Origin of the sequence: Serratia sp. YC16 (genome assembly GCF_009707615.1) — a bacterium.
GTDB lineage: Bacteria > Pseudomonadota > Gammaproteobacteria > Enterobacterales > Enterobacteriaceae > Serratia > Serratia surfactantfaciens.
The window spans coordinates 1-14,153 of the sequence record NZ_WLYN01000015.1; the positions used below are offsets into that span (position 1 = coordinate 1).

A 14,153-nucleotide genomic window follows, 5' to 3' on the forward strand; every position below is an offset into this window, starting at 1 on the left:
GTGCGGTTTTGTACGTTCAAATTTTTCTTTAGACACGGCTATATTCCTTACTATAGCGCTCTCCCCTTCTGGAGAGAGCACGGGACTTTGGTTTTAACCCTGCGGCTTATTTGCCACGGGCTTCGATTACGGCCTGAGCGACGTTGTTCGGTGCATCATCATACTTCAGGAATTCCATGGTGTATGATGCGCGACCTTTAGTCAGAGAACGCAGCTGAGTTGCGTAGCCGAACATTTCGGACAACGGTACTTCAGCGTGGATCTTAACGCCAGTCACTTCAGATTCCTGACCGCGCAGCATGCCGCGACGACGGCTCAAGTCACCGATAACGTCACCGGTGTTCTCTTCTGGAGTCTCAACTTCAACCTTCATGATAGGCTCAAGCAGAACTGGTTTCGCTTTCTTAAAGCCTTCTTTAAAGGCGATAGACGCGGCCAGTTTAAACGCCAGTTCAGAGGAGTCAACGTCGTGGTAAGAACCGAAGTGCAGACGAATACCCATGTCTACTACCGGGTAACCAGCCAACGGACCAGACTTAAGCTGCTCCTGGATGCCTTTATCAACGGCAGGGATGTATTCGCCAGGAATTACACCACCTTTGATGTCGTTGACGAACTCGTAACCTTTCGGGTTAGAGCCCGGCTCCAGTGGGTACATGTCGATCACAACGTGACCGTACTGACCGCGACCACCAGACTGCTTGGCGTGCTTACCTTCAACATCGGTAATCTTCGCGCGAATCGCTTCGCGGTAAGCTACCTGAGGTTTGCCCACGTTAGCTTCAACGTTGAATTCACGCTTCATGCGGTCAACGATGATGTCGAGGTGCAGTTCACCCATACCGGCGATGATGGTCTGGTTAGACTCTTCGTCAGTCCATACGCGGAATGACGGGTCTTCTTTAGCCAGACGGCCCAGAGCCAGACCCATTTTTTCTTGGTCAGCTTTGGTTTTTGGTTCAACGGCGATAGAGATTACCGGCTCAGGGAATTCCATACGCTCCAGGATGATTGGAGAGTCTGGATCACACAGGGTGTCCCCGGTGGTCACGTCTTTCAGACCGATCGCAGCGGCGATGTCGCCTGCGCGAACTTCTTTGATCTCTTCACGCTTGTTGGCGTGCATCTGAACGATACGGCCGAAACGCTCGCGCGCAGCCTTAACGGAGTTCAGCACGGTGTCGCCGGAGTTAACAACGCCGGAGTACACGCGGAAGAAGGTCAGGTTACCCACGAACGGGTCGGTAGCGATTTTGAACGCCAGCGCAGAGAACGGCTCGTCATCACTTGCGTGACGCTCAGCCGGAGTGTCTTTGCCATCGTCCAGGATACCGTTGATCGCAGGAACGTCAGTTGGTGCCGGCAGGTATTCGATTACCGCATCCAGCATCGCCTGTACGCCTTTGTTCTTGAACGCAGAGCCACAGGTAACCAGGATGATTTCGTTGTTCAGCACGCGCTGACGCAGAGCGGATTTGATTTCTTCCTCGGTCAGCTCTTCGCCGCCCAGGTATTTTTCCATCAGCTCTTCGGAAGCTTCCGCAGCGGACTCGATCAGGTTCTGGCGCCATTCTTCAGCCAGGTCCATCATGTCAGCCGGCACGTCTTCGTATTCGAAGGTTACGCCTGCGTCTTCTTCGTTCCAGTTGATCGCCTTCATTTTCACCAGGTCGATAACGCCGGTGAATTTGTCTTCTGCGCCGATAGCCAGCTGCAGAGGAACAGGGTTGGCGCCCAGACGAGATTTGATCTGGCCTACAACTTTCAGGAAGTTAGCACCCATACGGTCCATTTTGTTAACGAACGCGATACGTGGCACTTTGTATTTGTTAGCCTGACGCCATACGGTTTCAGACTGTGGCTGAACACCACCAACAGCACAGTAAACCATTACCGCACCATCCAGCACACGCATGGAACGTTCTACTTCGATGGTGAAGTCAACGTGCCCTGGGGTGTCGATGATGTTTACGCGGTGCGGTTCGAACTGCTTGGCCATACCAGACCAGAAGGCAGTAGTCGCTGCAGAAGTGATGGTAATACCACGCTCCTGCTCCTGTTCCATCCAGTCCATGGTGGCAGCGCCGTCATGAACTTCACCGATTTTGTGGTTTACACCGGTGTAGAACAGAATACGTTCGGTAGTGGTGGTTTTACCGGCGTCGATGTGAGCACTGATACCGATGTTACGGTAGCGTGCAATGGGTGTTGTACGAGCCATTTGATTCCTCTATTCCTAGGGCGTTCAAGTTCAGTTAACCCAAGCGGGCCGATTTGACGCGCCCGCTTGGTTAGCATAACTATCGCGTGGTGATTACCAGCGGTAGTGGGCGAACGCCTTGTTGGCTTCGGCCATACGGTGAACGTCTTCACGCTTCTTAACAGCAGAACCTTTGTTCTCTGCTGCGTCAGACAGCTCGTTCGCCAGGCGCAGAGCCATGGATTTATCACCGCGTTTACGTGCAGCATCAACGATCCAACGCATTGCCAGAGCATTACGACGAACCGGGCGGACTTCAACTGGTACCTGATAAGTAGAACCGCCAACGCGACGCGACTTAACTTCTACAGTCGGGCGAACGTTGTCGAGAGCGACTTCGAAAGCTTCCAGGTGATCTTTACCAGAACGCTGAGCCAGGGTCTCCAGCGCGGTATAGACGATTGCTTCTGCAGTAGATTTTTTACCGTCTACCATCAGGATATTTACAAATTTGGCCAGCAGCTCAGATCCGAACTTAGGATCTGGCAGGATTTTACGTTGGCCGATTACGCGACGACGTGGCATGGAAATACTCCGTTGTTAATTCAGGATTGTCCAAAACTCTACGAGTTTATTTTGACATTAAAGTTAAAACGTTTGGCCTTACTTAACGGAGAACCATTAAGCCTTTGGCTTCTTCACGCCGTACTTGGAACGAGCTTGCTTACGGTCTTTAACACCGGAGCAGTCAAGTGCACCACGGACGGTGTGGTAACGCACACCTGGCAAGTCTTTTACACGACCGCCACGGATCAGGATTACGGAGTGTTCCTGCAGGTTGTGGCCTTCGCCACCGATGTAGGAAGTTACTTCGAAACCGTTGGTCAAACGCACACGGCAAACTTTACGCAGTGCGGAGTTTGGTTTTTTCGGGGTAGTGGTATATACGCGGGTGCATACGCCACGTTTCTGCGGGCAGGCTTCCAGCGCTGGAACGTTGCTTTTAGCAGCCTTCACAGAGCGTGGTTTGCGAACCAGCTGGTTAATTGTTGCCATTAAAAAAGCTCCTGGTTTTTGCTTCGTACTAGCTTCGTAAACATGTGATAAATCCCCTCGTATGCACTACTGGCAAAGTACGAGGACGCAGAATTTTATGGCTGACCAGTATGGGTGTCAAGAAATATACAACATCACTCTCATCACCAGGCCATTTGGCTGCGGTGTTGTTCGGTTAATTCAACGAAGTGATTATAGCCGACGACAGTGATTTTGTGCGAAAAATGACCAACCAATCCCCGGGCTTCCAGGTCGTCCTGCAGCGCATAAAGGGATATGGGGGCGGCGAGCAGCAATTCAAGATGAGCGCTGCCGGCAAGGCCTGCCAGCACGCCATCCTGCAGCAGCAATAGCGCGTCGCCCTCCGCCGTCAGGCGCAGCAGCGCAGGCAGGTCACATTGGTTTGGCGAATGGCTCAGGGTATACAGCATCAGAAGATCCTAAAACGTCATCACGGTATCGTAGCCGGCCAGTTCGCGGCGCAGTTCGTCCGGCGCCAGCACCTCGGCGTCCAGCACCCAATCGGTCACCTGGCCCAGCCCGCGCTCCTGCAGCGAAGCCTGGCACAGATAGCACCGTTCCACGTCATACAGCGGCAGCACGCCGAAGGTGGCGATGTAATTGCGCGCCAAAATTTTTTCCGGCTGTTGGCCCGGCAACAGCTGCAGCACGCCGTCACCAACAAAAAACACCCCTAGATCTTCACTGAGCGCCGACGTGGCGAGCAGCGCGTCCAGCCCTTCCCTGCCGCCGGCGCCGCCATGCGGCCCGTGGGTGAAAACAAAAGCGACTCGTTTCATCATATCCTCAGAACTGCACCAGACGGTCGCAACTCAGCGACGCTTCGGCCAGGGAACCCAGCCCGCTCAGGATAAAACCTGGCTGCAGGTTGGCGTTTGCCAGCCCCTGTTGCGCCGCCTCCTGCTCATCGGAGACGCCGCGGCGCAACGCGGCGGCCACGCAGACGTTGAGCGCCACGCCGTGTTGCTGCGCCAGCTGCGCCCAAGCGCGCACCAGATCGAACTCGTCGCTGGCGGGCGCGGTCAGTTGGTTGGCGTTCAGCACCCCTTCACGGTAGAAAAAGACGCTGGAAAGACGGTGCCCTTTCGCCAGCAAAGCCTGAGCGAACTGATAGGCGCTGCTGGCCTGCTGCGTGCCGTAAGCCGGGCCGGTGACCAACAGACAATAATCGAGCATCAACGGTCGCTTCCCGACAGATCGCCGCTCTTGAACTGGCGGATGTACAGATAGACGGTGTGTTTGGAGATATTCAGACGATCCGCCACCTGGTTGATCGCATCCTTGATGTCGAAGATGCCTTTCTCATAGAGGTTTAGCACCACCTGACGGTTCTTGGCGTTATTGGACACCGAGCGGTCGGCGTTCACCTCTTCGATGGTGAACTCCAGCGTCTGCGCCACCAGATCGTCGACAGAAGAGGCGAAATTCACCGACGACGGCACGTCTTGCGTGGCCGGCGGCATAAAGGTCTGCATGATCTGTGAGAACGGCACATCGAGGTTCATGTTGATGCACAGCAGGCCGATCACCCGTTGTTCGCGATTGCGAATGGCGATGGTCACCGACTTCATCAGCACGCCGCTCTTGGCTCGCGTGAAGTAGGCTTTCGACACGCTGCTGTCGTCGCCGGCCATGTCGTGCAGCATGCGCAGCGCCAAGTCGGTGATCGGCGAGCCGATTTTGCGCCCGGTGTGTTCCCCGTTGGCGATGCGCACCGCCGAACTGTTCAGGTCTTCCAGCGCGTGCAATACGATCTCGCAGTGGCCGCCGATCAGCATCGCCAGCCCGTCGACCACCGCTTCATAGGATTTCAGGATTTCATGATCCGTTTGAGTAAACGGACGTTCATTCAGCAAATCAAGTTCGCTGGCTTCGCTGGATAAAAGCGAATTCGACATCGAAGATACCACCCTCATAGATCGCCTGTGCCAGGGGGCGCAGCTAAAATCGCTCGGACCGGCTCGCGGCCGTCGTCAGACATGCGCAGCGCAGTTGGCTGAGATCGACATGAAGCGGCCGGGAACAATTTTAGGTACACGCCCTAAGGGGCAGACGCATGACTGATAAGTCAGAATTATTAGTCTAGCAAAGCGGCCGGAGCAAAGTCCTTGCGTTTGCGCGTGGTATTGACGTTAAGCCCGATGCCCGGCAGGCGTCAAGCGTTCAATGGAGAGAGAGGCGGCGGCGGCCGAAATGAAAACCGCCGCGGAGGGCATCCGCGGCGGTGGCAAACAGAGCGACGAGATTATTTCGCTTTGGCGCCTGCTTTCGCGTCAGCCGGTTTCTCGGCTTTAGCGTCGGCTTTCGGCGCCGCTTTCACGTCCAGCAGCTCAACGTCGAACACCAGCGTGGAGTTAGCCGGGATGCCCGGAACGCCGGTTTTGCCGTAGGCCAGCGCCGGTGGGATCACCAGCTTGATTTTGCCGCCTTTCTTGATGTGCTTCAGACCTTCGGTCCAGCCTGGGATCACGCCGTCCAGACGGAACGACAGCGGCTCGCCGCGGGTGTAGGAATTATCGAACTCGGTGCCGTCGGTCAGGGTGCCTTTGTAGTTCACCACTACGGTGTCGCTGTCTTTCGGCGCTTCACCTGCGCCCGGCTTCTCTACCTGGTACAGCAGACCGGATTCGGTTTTCTTCACGCCTTTTTCTTTGGCGAAGCTGTCACGGTACTTGGCGCCTTTGGTTTCGTTGTCCTTGGCGTCCTGTTCCATCTTCGCCTGAGCGGAAGCCTTCACGCGCGCTTCGAAGCCCTGCAGGGTCTTCTCGATATCGGCGTCGTTCAGCTTGCTCTTGTTGGCGAACGCGTCCTGGACGCCGGCGATCAGCTGATCTTTGTCCAGTTTGATGCCCAGCTTCTCTTGCTCTTTCAGAGAGTTGTCCATGTAACGGCCGAGAGAGGCGCCCAGTGCGTAAGCCGCTTGCTCGTCGTCGTTTTTGAACTTGCCGGTGCTTGGCGCTGCTGCCGCGTCCGCTGGTTTAGCGGCTTCTGCCGGTTTGGCGGCATCGGCTGCCATGACCTGGGTCGCATTCAGAGCAAAAGCCATGGTGGTTGCCAGAAGCGTGACTTTAAACAAAGATTTCATCCATTTCTCCAGTGTCTGAAGCAATGCCCCAAACAATCATTAGGTAAGATAACCGGGCTACTATAGCTGCCTGAAACAAAACAAAACAGTCGCACAGGTAACCAATCGAGTCAAAGTGTGACTCCCACTTTGCCAAGAAGTTTCCCATCCCGCGCTACTCACATGATAAATCAGATTTTTCTTGCAGAATATTCGGCGAGGTTAGCAAAAAACGGCATATCGAGCGCATAACTTTTCAGCACTTTACACTGCCGATCGCAACGTTGCGCGCCGACCAGAGAAATAGCGCGAGCAAACCCGGCGCCAGCTGTTACCATAGCGCCGAATCAGGATTTTATCGCGTCAGAGGTAGCCTCATGCACAATCACGACATTCAAGGTCTGCTACAGCGGCTTGAAGAACTGGAAAGCCGTCAGGCCTTTCAAGAGCTCACCATCGAAGAGCTCAACCAAACGGTCATTCAGCATCAAATGGAAATGCTGAAGATGCGCGAACACCTGCGCATGTTGACCGACAAGCTGCGTTCGACCCAAACCTCGATGATCGCCTCGCAATCGGAAGAAACGCCTCCGCCGCACTATTGATAGCCCGCCATGCGCTCATTTCAGGCGCGCCAGCCCGGCGACGGCGCGCTCGAGATACTGGCGCGGGCATCCCAAATTGATGCGAATGAAGCCGCTCCCCTGCGGGCCGAAACCGCAGCCCATCGACGGTGCCAGCTTCGCCTCCTCCACCAGCGCTCGCTGCAATTCCACATCGCTCAAACCCAGAGCGCGGCAATCCAGCCAGGCGAGATAGGTTCCTTCGGCCCGGGTCAAGGTGCACCAGGGGGCGGCGGCCGCGAGCGCCTGCGCAAACCAGCGCCGATTTTCCGCCAGATAGCCGAGCAGCTCGTCAAGCCAAACCGCGCCACGTTGATAAGCCGCAGTCGCCGCCACCATCGACAGCGCGTTGAACACATCAAGGCCGTGAGCGTTCAGTCGATCAACAAACGCCTGCCGCAGCTGGGCGTTGGGGATCAGGAAATTCGAAATGCGCAGCGAGGAGAGGCCAAAGGTTTTGCTGGCGGACGTCGCCACAATCACCCTTTCGCGATAGTCCTCGTTCAGATGCAATACCGAGGTAAACGTCTCGTCGGGCAGCAGCAGGTCGGCCCAGATTTCATCGGAGATCACCGTGACGTCGTGGGCGTGACAAAGCGCCATTAACCGCTCCAGCTCATCGCGGGTCCAGCAACGGCCGGTCGGATTGTGCGGATTACACAACAGCAGCAGCGGCGGCTTACGCTGCGCCAGGCAGGCGGCCAGCCGGTCAAAATCTATCCGGTATCCCTGCGGGGTTTCCTGCAGCGGATTTTCAAGCACTTCTCGGCCGTTCATGGTGATTATCTTGGCGAACGAGCCATAGTACGGCCCCTGCACCACCACGCCGTCCCCCGGCTGGCTGAGCAGTTGGATCAGCATCGCCAACCCGGGCACCACCCCTTCAACCGAGGTGAACCACTCGCGCCGCAGCGGTAAATCGTGCCGCTTGGTGAACCAGTCGATCGCCGCCTGATAGTAGGCGTCGTCGCGCTCGCTGTAGCCAAAGACGCCGTGTTCCACCCGCTGATGCAGCGCCTGCTGCACCTCCGGCGGGCACGGAAAGTCGAAATCGGACACCCACATCGGCAGCAGTTCGCTGCCGTCCAGTTGCAAATAGCGGTCGATGAAGTCCCACTTCACGGAGCCGGTGTTGTGACGGTCGATAATGGCGCTGAAATTAGTCGTCATGTCAGGCTTCCTTACGCTGCAAATCGTTCTGAGGCTGGAGTTTGGCGATACCGAAGCCGGTGAAGCCATAAATCAGGGCGAACACCACCGCGGCATAACATTGAATCGCCCACGGCAACAGATCGAGCGTGCTCACTCCCAGCGTGGTCGCCATGTAGATGCCGGCGGCCGTCCACGGGATCAGCGGTTCGATGACGGTGCCCGCGTCCTCGACGGTACGCGACAGGTTTTTATTGTCCAACCCCATGCGACGATAGGCCCCTTTGAACAGCTCCGCCGGGATCAGCAGCGCCAGCTTGCCGTCGCTGGTCGCACCGGTCACCAGGATGGTGGTGGCAACGGTAGCGGCGATCAATTGACCGGTGGTGTGCACCACTTTCAGCAGTCGGCTGATGATCACCGTCAGCGCGCCGGTCAGCGTCAACGCGCCGGCAAAGGAGAAGGCGCAGAACACCAGCAGGATCGTGCTCATCATCGAGAACATGCCGCCACGGTTAAGCAGGCGCGGCACGTCGGCGACGATCCCCTCGACGTTGTGGCCCTGGGCGGCGAACATCGACAGATTGAAACCGTCCATCAACGCATTCAGCCCCTGCTGCAGGCTAAAGCCCTGCAGCGCGACGCTGATGGCGATCGCCAGCGCGCAGGCGGCCAGCATGACGGGGATCACCGGCCGTTTGGTCACCGCGCCCCACAGCACCAGCACCGGCGGCAGGATCAGCAGCAGATTGAAATGGTAAAGCCCCTCGAGCGCGCTGACGATTTCGGTCACTTTTTCCGGCGTAGCCACGCTGGCCACCGCGCCGGTGTGCCCGGCGATCAGGTACACCACGGCGGCCAGGATGAAGCTCGGCAACGTCGTGTACATCAGATGCTGGATATGGCTGTAGAGATCGGTATCCGCGACGATGGCCGCGAAGTTCGTCGAGTCGGACAGCGGCGAGATTTTGTCGCCGAAGTAAGCGCCGGACACCACCGCCCCGGCCGCGGCGGCCAGCGGCACGTCCAGACCTGCGGCCACGCCCATCAGCGCCACGCCCACGGTGCCGGCCGCTCCCCAGGAGGTGCCGGTGCATACCGAGATCACGCTGGTGATGAAGAACGCGGCGATCAGAATATATTGCGGGCTGATCAGCTTCAGCCCCCAATACACCATGTAAGGGATAGTGCCGCTGATCATCCAGGTGCCGATCAGGCCGCCCACGCAGATCAGGATCATGATCACCGGCATGGCCTTCGCCAGTTTGGCCACGATGGCCTCGATGATGTCGTCCCAGCGGTAGCCTTGCCACCAGGCCAACGCGGCGGCGATAGCGGCGGACACCAGCAGCAGCGGTTCAATGCGCAGGCCAAACTGGCCATAGCCGATGATGAGCAGCAACAGCATGGCCACAATCGGCAGCGTCGCCAACCCAAGGTTGAGCGTTTTCTTATTATCCATATACGGCTCCTGTTGAAGATGGGGTACTGCAACAGCGTAATGGCTTCGATAACCGGAGGATGTGAGCGCAGACAACTGCCCATGTAATCGGTTTCATGCAATAAAATTGTGTGAGCCGCCTCTCATTCACCGCGCTTGCTTTGCTCATGCGGCTCGCCCGCGGCCACGGAGTCTCGCAGGATAAGTTCGGCCGAAAAGCGGTTGTTCTGCGGCGCAACGCCGCTGCCGCTGTGGATCTGTAGCGCCAGGCGCGCGGCGCGGCGGGCCATTTTTTCGATGGGGTAATGCACGGTGGTCAACGAGGGGTGGAGATATTTCGCCAGGGCAATGTCGTCAAAGCCGACGATCGACAGCGCCTCAGGCAGCTGAATTTGCCGTTGGTGGCAGGTGCGCATCATGCCGGCGGCCATCACGTCGTTGAACGTCACCGCCGCGGTAAAGCGTTGATCGCTGCCCAAAACGCGCTCGGCCGCCAGTTCGCCCCCTCTTTCGTTGAAGGGCACGCTGATGATCCAGGCACCCGGCACCTCAATGCCGGCGGCCGCCATGGCCTGGCGGTAACCCGTTAACCGCTGTGCGCGATCGTCGATCGGCAGATCCGCCGTCACGCAGGCAATTCTTCGATGCCCCTGACGAATAAGCAATTCGGTCGCCGCCTGCGCCGCATTGGCGTTGTCGAGCCAGATGCAACGGTTGGCGATGGCGGGCAGGTAGCGGTTGATCAGCACCAGCGCGGGCGTGTGAGCAGCGTAACGCAGCAGTTCGTCCTCCCTCATGCGCGTGACGTGTGCCACGATGGCCTCACATCCCTGGTTGATGAGAAAGTCGAGGCCGCTTTTTTCCAGCTCCGCCTGATGTCCGCCGCTGCACAGCATCAGGCGCACGCCGGCCTGCCGCGTGATGTCTTCCACGCCTCGCGCCAGGCGCGAGAAAAACGGATCGTCGAGGTTGCCGGTCAGCAGCCCCAGCATATTGCCGCTTCTTTTCGCCAACGCCAGCGCGGCGGCGTTACGGTGGTAGTTAAACTCGCGCATCGCCTTCTCGACACGCTCGCGGGTCACCGGCTCAACGTAGGCGGTATTATTGATCACCCGGCTGACGGTGGCCGTGGAAACGCCGGCACGGCGCGCAACGTCTTTCATGGTGGCCATGACATGTCCTGTCGTGCTGTTCGGCGCCCGGCGCGCCGCGCATAAAAAAGGGCAGCCGATGGCCGCCCTCTTGTCTCGTGATCGCGTTCTGCTTAGTGGCAGCCGCAACCGCCGTTACCGCAACCGCCTTTACCGTGGTCGTGACCATGGTCGTGATCGTGGCTGTGGCCGTGACCGCCGCAGCAGCCTTCACCGTGTTCGTGGTGATGGTCGTGCTCGCCGTGTACGTGACCGTGTGCCAGTTCTTCTGCAGTTGCTTCGCGGATCGCGACAACTTCCACGTTGAAGTTCAGGTTTTGGCCGGCCAGCATGTGGTTGCCGTCAACCACAACGTGGTCGCCGTCAACTTCGGTGATTTCAACCGGTACCGGACCCTGATCGGTGTCAGCCAGGAAACGCATGCCGACCTGCAGTTCGTCAACGCCCATGAAGACGTCTTTCGGTACGCGCTGCACCAGGTTTTCGTCGTAGTTGCCGTACGCGTCGTTCGCGCCGACGTGAACGTCAAAACGATCGCCAACGTCGTGGCCTTCGAGTGCTTTTTCCAGACCTGCGATCAGAGAACCATGCCCGTGCAGATAGTCCAGCGGTGCGCTCACCGGAGACTCATCAACCAAAACACCGTCTTCTGTACGTACTTGGTAAGCCAGGCTGACCACCAAGTCTTTTGCTACTTTCATGATATCTCCTACCGTTGGCTACTAGGACGCACACCGTTATCGGGATGCGCGCCTTTTCCGGACAGATTGTAACGGAAATCTGTCGCGCTGTACCCTCCGGGATAAAAAAACGCTACTTCGGCTGGAAAATGCCGATCACCTGCTCTTGCGGGCGAACGTGTTTTTCCACCTGTTGTTCGGTCTGGCGCTGATGATGGCCGCACTTGACGCACTCCACCACTTCCACCTGATCCTCCCGCCACACCGCCAGCGTATCCATGGCGCTACAGCTCGGGCACACCGCCCCGGCGATAAATCTCTTACGTGTTGCAGACATCGTTATGCTCCCGCTTATTCATATTCATCCCAGCCGTCGAACTGGCGACTTTCTTTTTGCATTTCGCGATGGAACAGCTCTTCCAACTCGCGCCGCGCCTCTTTCACGCGGGAAATTTGCGCCACGTCGCCCTGATGCGGCGGCATCAGTTCACGCAGCATGCGCATATCCAGGCGGCGGAAATGCTGCTGGGCGCGGAAGGCCTGATGCGGGTGCATGCCCAACTCCATCAGCGCCTTGCGCCCCAGTTCCAGCGCGCTGGAGAAGGTCTCGCGGCTGAACTGTTTCACCCCCGCCTGCAGCAACTCATGCGCCTCCACGCGGCCGCGCGCGCGCGCCAGAATGCTCAGGTTCGGGAAGTGCTGCTGGCACAGCCGCACGATCTCCATGGTGTCTTCCGGCTCATTGCAGGTGATCACGATCGACTTGGCCTTCTCGGCGCCCGCCGCGCGCAACAGCTCCAGCTCGGTGGCATCGCCGTAATAAACCTTGTAGCCGTAGCGCCGCAGTACGCCAACGGCGCTGACGTCGCGCTCCAGTACGGTAATGCGCATCTTGTTGGCCATCAGCAGGCGGCCGATCACCTGGCCGAAACGCCCGAAGCCGACGATGATCACCTGCGGATCGTCGTCTTCCACGTACGGCGTTTCCTCATCCTCGTCCTTGGCGTTGTATCGGCGCGCCAAAATGCGGTCGATGGCCTGCATCAGCAGCGGCGTGGTCATCATCGACAGCGTCACCACCACCAGCAGTAAAGAGAGTTGATCCGGCTGCAGCACCTTTTGGGCGCCCGCCGCAGAAAACAACACGAAGGCGAACTCACCGCCCTGGCTGAGCACGCCGGCGAACTGCAGGCGCACCGAGCTGCGCAGGCCGAACAGGCGCGACACGCCGTAGAGCACGCCGGATTTGACCGCCACCAGCGCCAGCACGCCGATCAACACTTCGGCCAGGTGGGTGTAGAGCACGCCGATATTCAACACCATACCCACCGAGATAAAGAATAACCCCAGCAGCAGCCCTTTAAACGGCTCGATGGAAATTTCCAACTCGTGGCGGTATTCGCTCTCCGCCAGCAGCACGCCGGCAATGAAGGTGCCGAGCGCCATCGACAGGCCGAGCGTCTCCATAAACAGCGCCGAGCCGAGCACCAACAACAGCGCCGCGGCGGTGAAGATTTCGCGCACGCCGGAAGCGGCGATATAGCGGAACAGCGGCCGCAGCAGGAAGCGGCCGCCGATCAGCATGCCGCCGAACGCCGCCACCTTGAGCGCGATTTTCGCCCAATCGTCGCTGGTGCCACCCGCGCCGGCCAGAATCGGGATCAACGCCAGCGCCGGGATCACCGCCATATCCTGGAACAGCAGCACCGAAAAGCCGAGCTGCCCCCCTTCGTTGCGGTTCATGCCCTTCTCGCGCATCAGCTGCAGCGCCATCGCGGTGGAGGACATCGCCAGACCGACGCCGCCGATCACCGCCGCCTGCCAGGCAAAGTGCGTCAGGTACAACAACGCGCCCAGCACCGCCGCGGTGATCAACACCTGGCCGGCGCCGGCGCCGAAGATCGAGCGCCGCAGTTCCCACAGCTTGCTGGGGTTCAGCTCCAGGCCGATGATGAACATCAGGAACACCACGCCCAGTTCGGAGAAGTGCAGGATCTCGTCAACGTCGCGAATGAAGCCCAATCCCCAGGGGCCGATGGCGATGCCGGCGATCAGATAGCCCAGCACCGCGCCGATCCCCAGGCGACGAGCGATCGGCACCGTCACCACCGCGGCGAACAGGAACAGTAAAATGGCGGTCAGTAAGGTTGATCCTTCCATGCTCACCGCCCTCCGTGCGGCAGCGGGTGGCTCAGCCACTCGCCGTAGGCGTCCGCATGGCTGCGCAGCACCTCCGGCTTCTGCCGCCGCGCCCAATACACCACGAACGGCGTCAACCAGTGCATATGGCACATTCCGGCGGTCAACTCGAACGGCCGCAGGATATCTTCCATCGGATAATGGTTATAACCGCCGGTGCGATAGGCGCCTTCCGGCTCGCCGGTGGTGATCACCGAGCGCCAGTATTTGCCCGCCAACGCATTGCCGCCCACCCCGCTGGCGAAGCCGCGCGACAAGACCCGATCCAGCCACTCCTTCAGCAGCGCCGGGCAGCTGTAGGTATAGAGAGGATGCTGAAACACGATGACCTGATGCTCACGCAGCAGCTGTTGTTCGTGATGGATATCGATAAAAAAATCAGGATAGTGCGCGTAAAGATCGTGCACGGTGACATGTTCCAACTGCTGCGCCGGTCGAAGCAAAACCCGGTTCGCCACCGAGTCATGGGATTCCGGATGGGCATACAGCAGCAAGACCTTGGGCGGCTGCGACATCATTCCCCTCCAAAGCGTCGTCAGGGTAGCGGTTTTCCGTTACCATGCATCGCA

Annotated in this window: 16 protein-coding genes; 1 reads left to right on the forward strand and 15 read right to left on the reverse strand. The window is 58.5% G+C overall.

What is annotated here, in order from left to right:
- Window positions 1–106: 106 nt before the first annotated feature.
- From fusA to fkpA, 8 genes are all read right to left on the reverse strand, one after another.
- On the reverse strand, window positions 107–2,221 hold the full coding sequence (fusA, locus tag GKN89_RS22775) for an elongation factor G (protein ID WP_025159914.1): 2,115 nt from the start codon (window positions 2,219–2,221) through the stop codon (window positions 107–109).
- 93 nt (window positions 2,222–2,314) lie between these two features.
- The gene (gene rpsG / locus GKN89_RS22780) at window positions 2,315–2,785 is read right to left on the reverse strand and encodes a 30S ribosomal protein S7 (RefSeq protein WP_004956203.1); all 471 of its coding nucleotides are present in this window, start codon (window positions 2,783–2,785) and stop codon (window positions 2,315–2,317) included.
- Between the two features lie 96 nt (window positions 2,786–2,881).
- Complete coding sequence (rpsL, locus tag GKN89_RS22785) at window positions 2,882–3,256, reverse strand: 30S ribosomal protein S12 (RefSeq protein WP_004930426.1); 375 nt, start codon at window positions 3,254–3,256, stop codon at window positions 2,882–2,884.
- Between the two features lie 143 nt (window positions 3,257–3,399).
- The gene (tusB, locus tag GKN89_RS22790) at window positions 3,400–3,687 is read right to left on the reverse strand and encodes a sulfurtransferase complex subunit TusB (RefSeq protein ID WP_019456119.1); all 288 of its coding nucleotides are present in this window, start codon (window positions 3,685–3,687) and stop codon (window positions 3,400–3,402) included.
- Window positions 3,688–3,696: 9 nt separating this feature from the next.
- Window positions 3,697–4,056, reverse strand: a complete 360-nt coding sequence (tusC, locus tag GKN89_RS22795; RefSeq protein ID WP_063918427.1) for a sulfurtransferase complex subunit TusC — start codon at window positions 4,054–4,056, stop codon at window positions 3,697–3,699.
- A gap of 7 nt (window positions 4,057–4,063) precedes the next feature.
- On the reverse strand, window positions 4,064–4,453 hold the full coding sequence (gene tusD / locus GKN89_RS22800) for a sulfurtransferase complex subunit TusD (RefSeq protein WP_019456121.1): 390 nt from the start codon (window positions 4,451–4,453) through the stop codon (window positions 4,064–4,066).
- The gene (locus GKN89_RS22805) at window positions 4,453–5,175 is read right to left on the reverse strand and encodes a transcriptional regulator (RefSeq protein WP_019456122.1); all 723 of its coding nucleotides are present in this window, start codon (window positions 5,173–5,175) and stop codon (window positions 4,453–4,455) included. The genes tusD and GKN89_RS22805 overlap by 1 nt, the downstream gene beginning before the upstream one ends.
- A gap of 347 nt (window positions 5,176–5,522) precedes the next feature.
- A complete protein-coding gene (gene fkpA / locus GKN89_RS22810) occupies window positions 5,523–6,362 on the reverse strand; it encodes an FKBP-type peptidyl-prolyl cis-trans isomerase (protein ID WP_019456123.1) in 840 nt (279 codons plus the stop codon).
- A 356-nt stretch (window positions 6,363–6,718) separates the two neighbouring features.
- On the opposite strand from fkpA, the gene GKN89_RS22815 reads away from it, so the two are divergent.
- Window positions 6,719–6,946: a protein SlyX gene (locus GKN89_RS22815; RefSeq protein ID WP_019456124.1), complete on the forward strand. Its 228-nt coding sequence runs from the start codon at window positions 6,719–6,721 to the stop codon at window positions 6,944–6,946.
- Window positions 6,947–6,961: 15 nt separating this feature from the next.
- Here GKN89_RS22815 and GKN89_RS22820 read toward each other — a convergent pair whose 3' ends face one another.
- The 7 genes from GKN89_RS22820 to kefG form a co-directional block, all read right to left on the reverse strand.
- Window positions 6,962–8,134: a MalY/PatB family protein gene (locus GKN89_RS22820; RefSeq protein ID WP_154747829.1), complete on the reverse strand. Its 1,173-nt coding sequence runs from the start codon at window positions 8,132–8,134 to the stop codon at window positions 6,962–6,964.
- Between the two features lies 1 nt (window position 8,135).
- On the reverse strand, window positions 8,136–9,575 hold the full coding sequence (nhaC, locus tag GKN89_RS22825) for a Na+/H+ antiporter NhaC (protein ID WP_154747830.1): 1,440 nt from the start codon (window positions 9,573–9,575) through the stop codon (window positions 8,136–8,138).
- A 122-nt stretch (window positions 9,576–9,697) separates the two neighbouring features.
- Window positions 9,698–10,726: a LacI family DNA-binding transcriptional regulator gene (locus GKN89_RS22830; RefSeq protein ID WP_019456127.1), complete on the reverse strand. Its 1,029-nt coding sequence runs from the start codon at window positions 10,724–10,726 to the stop codon at window positions 9,698–9,700.
- A 92-nt stretch (window positions 10,727–10,818) separates the two neighbouring features.
- Window positions 10,819–11,406 carry a peptidylprolyl isomerase gene (gene slyD, locus GKN89_RS22835; RefSeq protein WP_004930407.1) on the reverse strand — a complete coding sequence of 196 codons (588 nt, stop codon included), beginning with the start codon at window positions 11,404–11,406 and terminating at the stop codon, window positions 10,819–10,821.
- 112 nt (window positions 11,407–11,518) lie between these two features.
- A complete protein-coding gene (locus GKN89_RS22840; RefSeq protein ID WP_015379274.1) occupies window positions 11,519–11,722 on the reverse strand; it encodes a YheV family putative zinc ribbon protein in 204 nt (67 codons plus the stop codon).
- A 14-nt stretch (window positions 11,723–11,736) separates the two neighbouring features.
- Complete coding sequence (gene kefB, locus GKN89_RS22845) at window positions 11,737–13,545, reverse strand: glutathione-regulated potassium-efflux system protein KefB (RefSeq protein ID WP_019456128.1); 1,809 nt, start codon at window positions 13,543–13,545, stop codon at window positions 11,737–11,739.
- A gap of 2 nt (window positions 13,546–13,547) precedes the next feature.
- Window positions 13,548–14,099, reverse strand: a complete 552-nt coding sequence (gene kefG / locus GKN89_RS22850) for a glutathione-regulated potassium-efflux system ancillary protein KefG (protein ID WP_025159909.1) — start codon at window positions 14,097–14,099, stop codon at window positions 13,548–13,550.
- Between the last annotated feature and the right edge of the window lie 54 nt (window positions 14,100–14,153).

Excerpts from the sequence above, each read along its gene's own strand:
- GKN89_RS22820 (WP_154747829.1), bottom strand. The coding sequence starts at position 8,134 with ATGACGACTAATTTCAGCGCCATTATCGACCGTCACAACACCGGCTCC.
- rpsG (WP_004956203.1), bottom strand. The coding sequence starts at position 2,785 with ATGCCACGTCGTCGCGTAATCGGCCAACGTAAAATCCTGCCAGATCCT.
- kefB (WP_019456128.1), bottom strand. The coding sequence starts at position 13,545 with ATGGAAGGATCAACCTTACTGACCGCCATTTTACTGTTCCTGTTCGCC.
- tusD (WP_019456121.1), bottom strand. The coding sequence starts at position 4,453 with ATGCTCGATTATTGTCTGTTGGTCACCGGCCCGGCTTACGGCACGCAG.
- fkpA (WP_019456123.1), bottom strand. The coding sequence starts at position 6,362 with ATGAAATCTTTGTTTAAAGTCACGCTTCTGGCAACCACCATGGCTTTT.
- tusB (WP_019456119.1), bottom strand. The coding sequence starts at position 3,687 with ATGCTGTATACCCTGAGCCATTCGCCAAACCAATGTGACCTGCCTGCG.
- fusA (WP_025159914.1), bottom strand. The coding sequence starts at position 2,221 with ATGGCTCGTACAACACCCATTGCACGCTACCGTAACATCGGTATCAGT.
- GKN89_RS22805 (WP_019456122.1), bottom strand. The coding sequence starts at position 5,175 with ATGTCGAATTCGCTTTTATCCAGCGAAGCCAGCGAACTTGATTTGCTG.
- rpsL (WP_004930426.1), bottom strand. The coding sequence starts at position 3,256 with ATGGCAACAATTAACCAGCTGGTTCGCAAACCACGCTCTGTGAAGGCT.
- slyD (WP_004930407.1), bottom strand. The coding sequence starts at position 11,406 with ATGAAAGTAGCAAAAGACTTGGTGGTCAGCCTGGCTTACCAAGTACGT.
- tusC (WP_063918427.1), bottom strand. The coding sequence starts at position 4,056 with ATGAAACGAGTCGCTTTTGTTTTCACCCACGGGCCGCATGGCGGCGCC.
- kefG (WP_025159909.1), bottom strand. The coding sequence starts at position 14,099 with ATGTCGCAGCCGCCCAAGGTCTTGCTGCTGTATGCCCATCCGGAATCC.
- nhaC (WP_154747830.1), bottom strand. The coding sequence starts at position 9,575 with ATGGATAATAAGAAAACGCTCAACCTTGGGTTGGCGACGCTGCCGATT.
- GKN89_RS22830 (WP_019456127.1), bottom strand. The coding sequence starts at position 10,726 with ATGGCCACCATGAAAGACGTTGCGCGCCGTGCCGGCGTTTCCACGGCC.
- GKN89_RS22840 (WP_015379274.1), bottom strand. The coding sequence starts at position 11,722 with ATGTCTGCAACACGTAAGAGATTTATCGCCGGGGCGGTGTGCCCGAGC.
- GKN89_RS22815 (WP_019456124.1), top strand. The coding sequence starts at position 6,719 with ATGCACAATCACGACATTCAAGGTCTGCTACAGCGGCTTGAAGAACTG.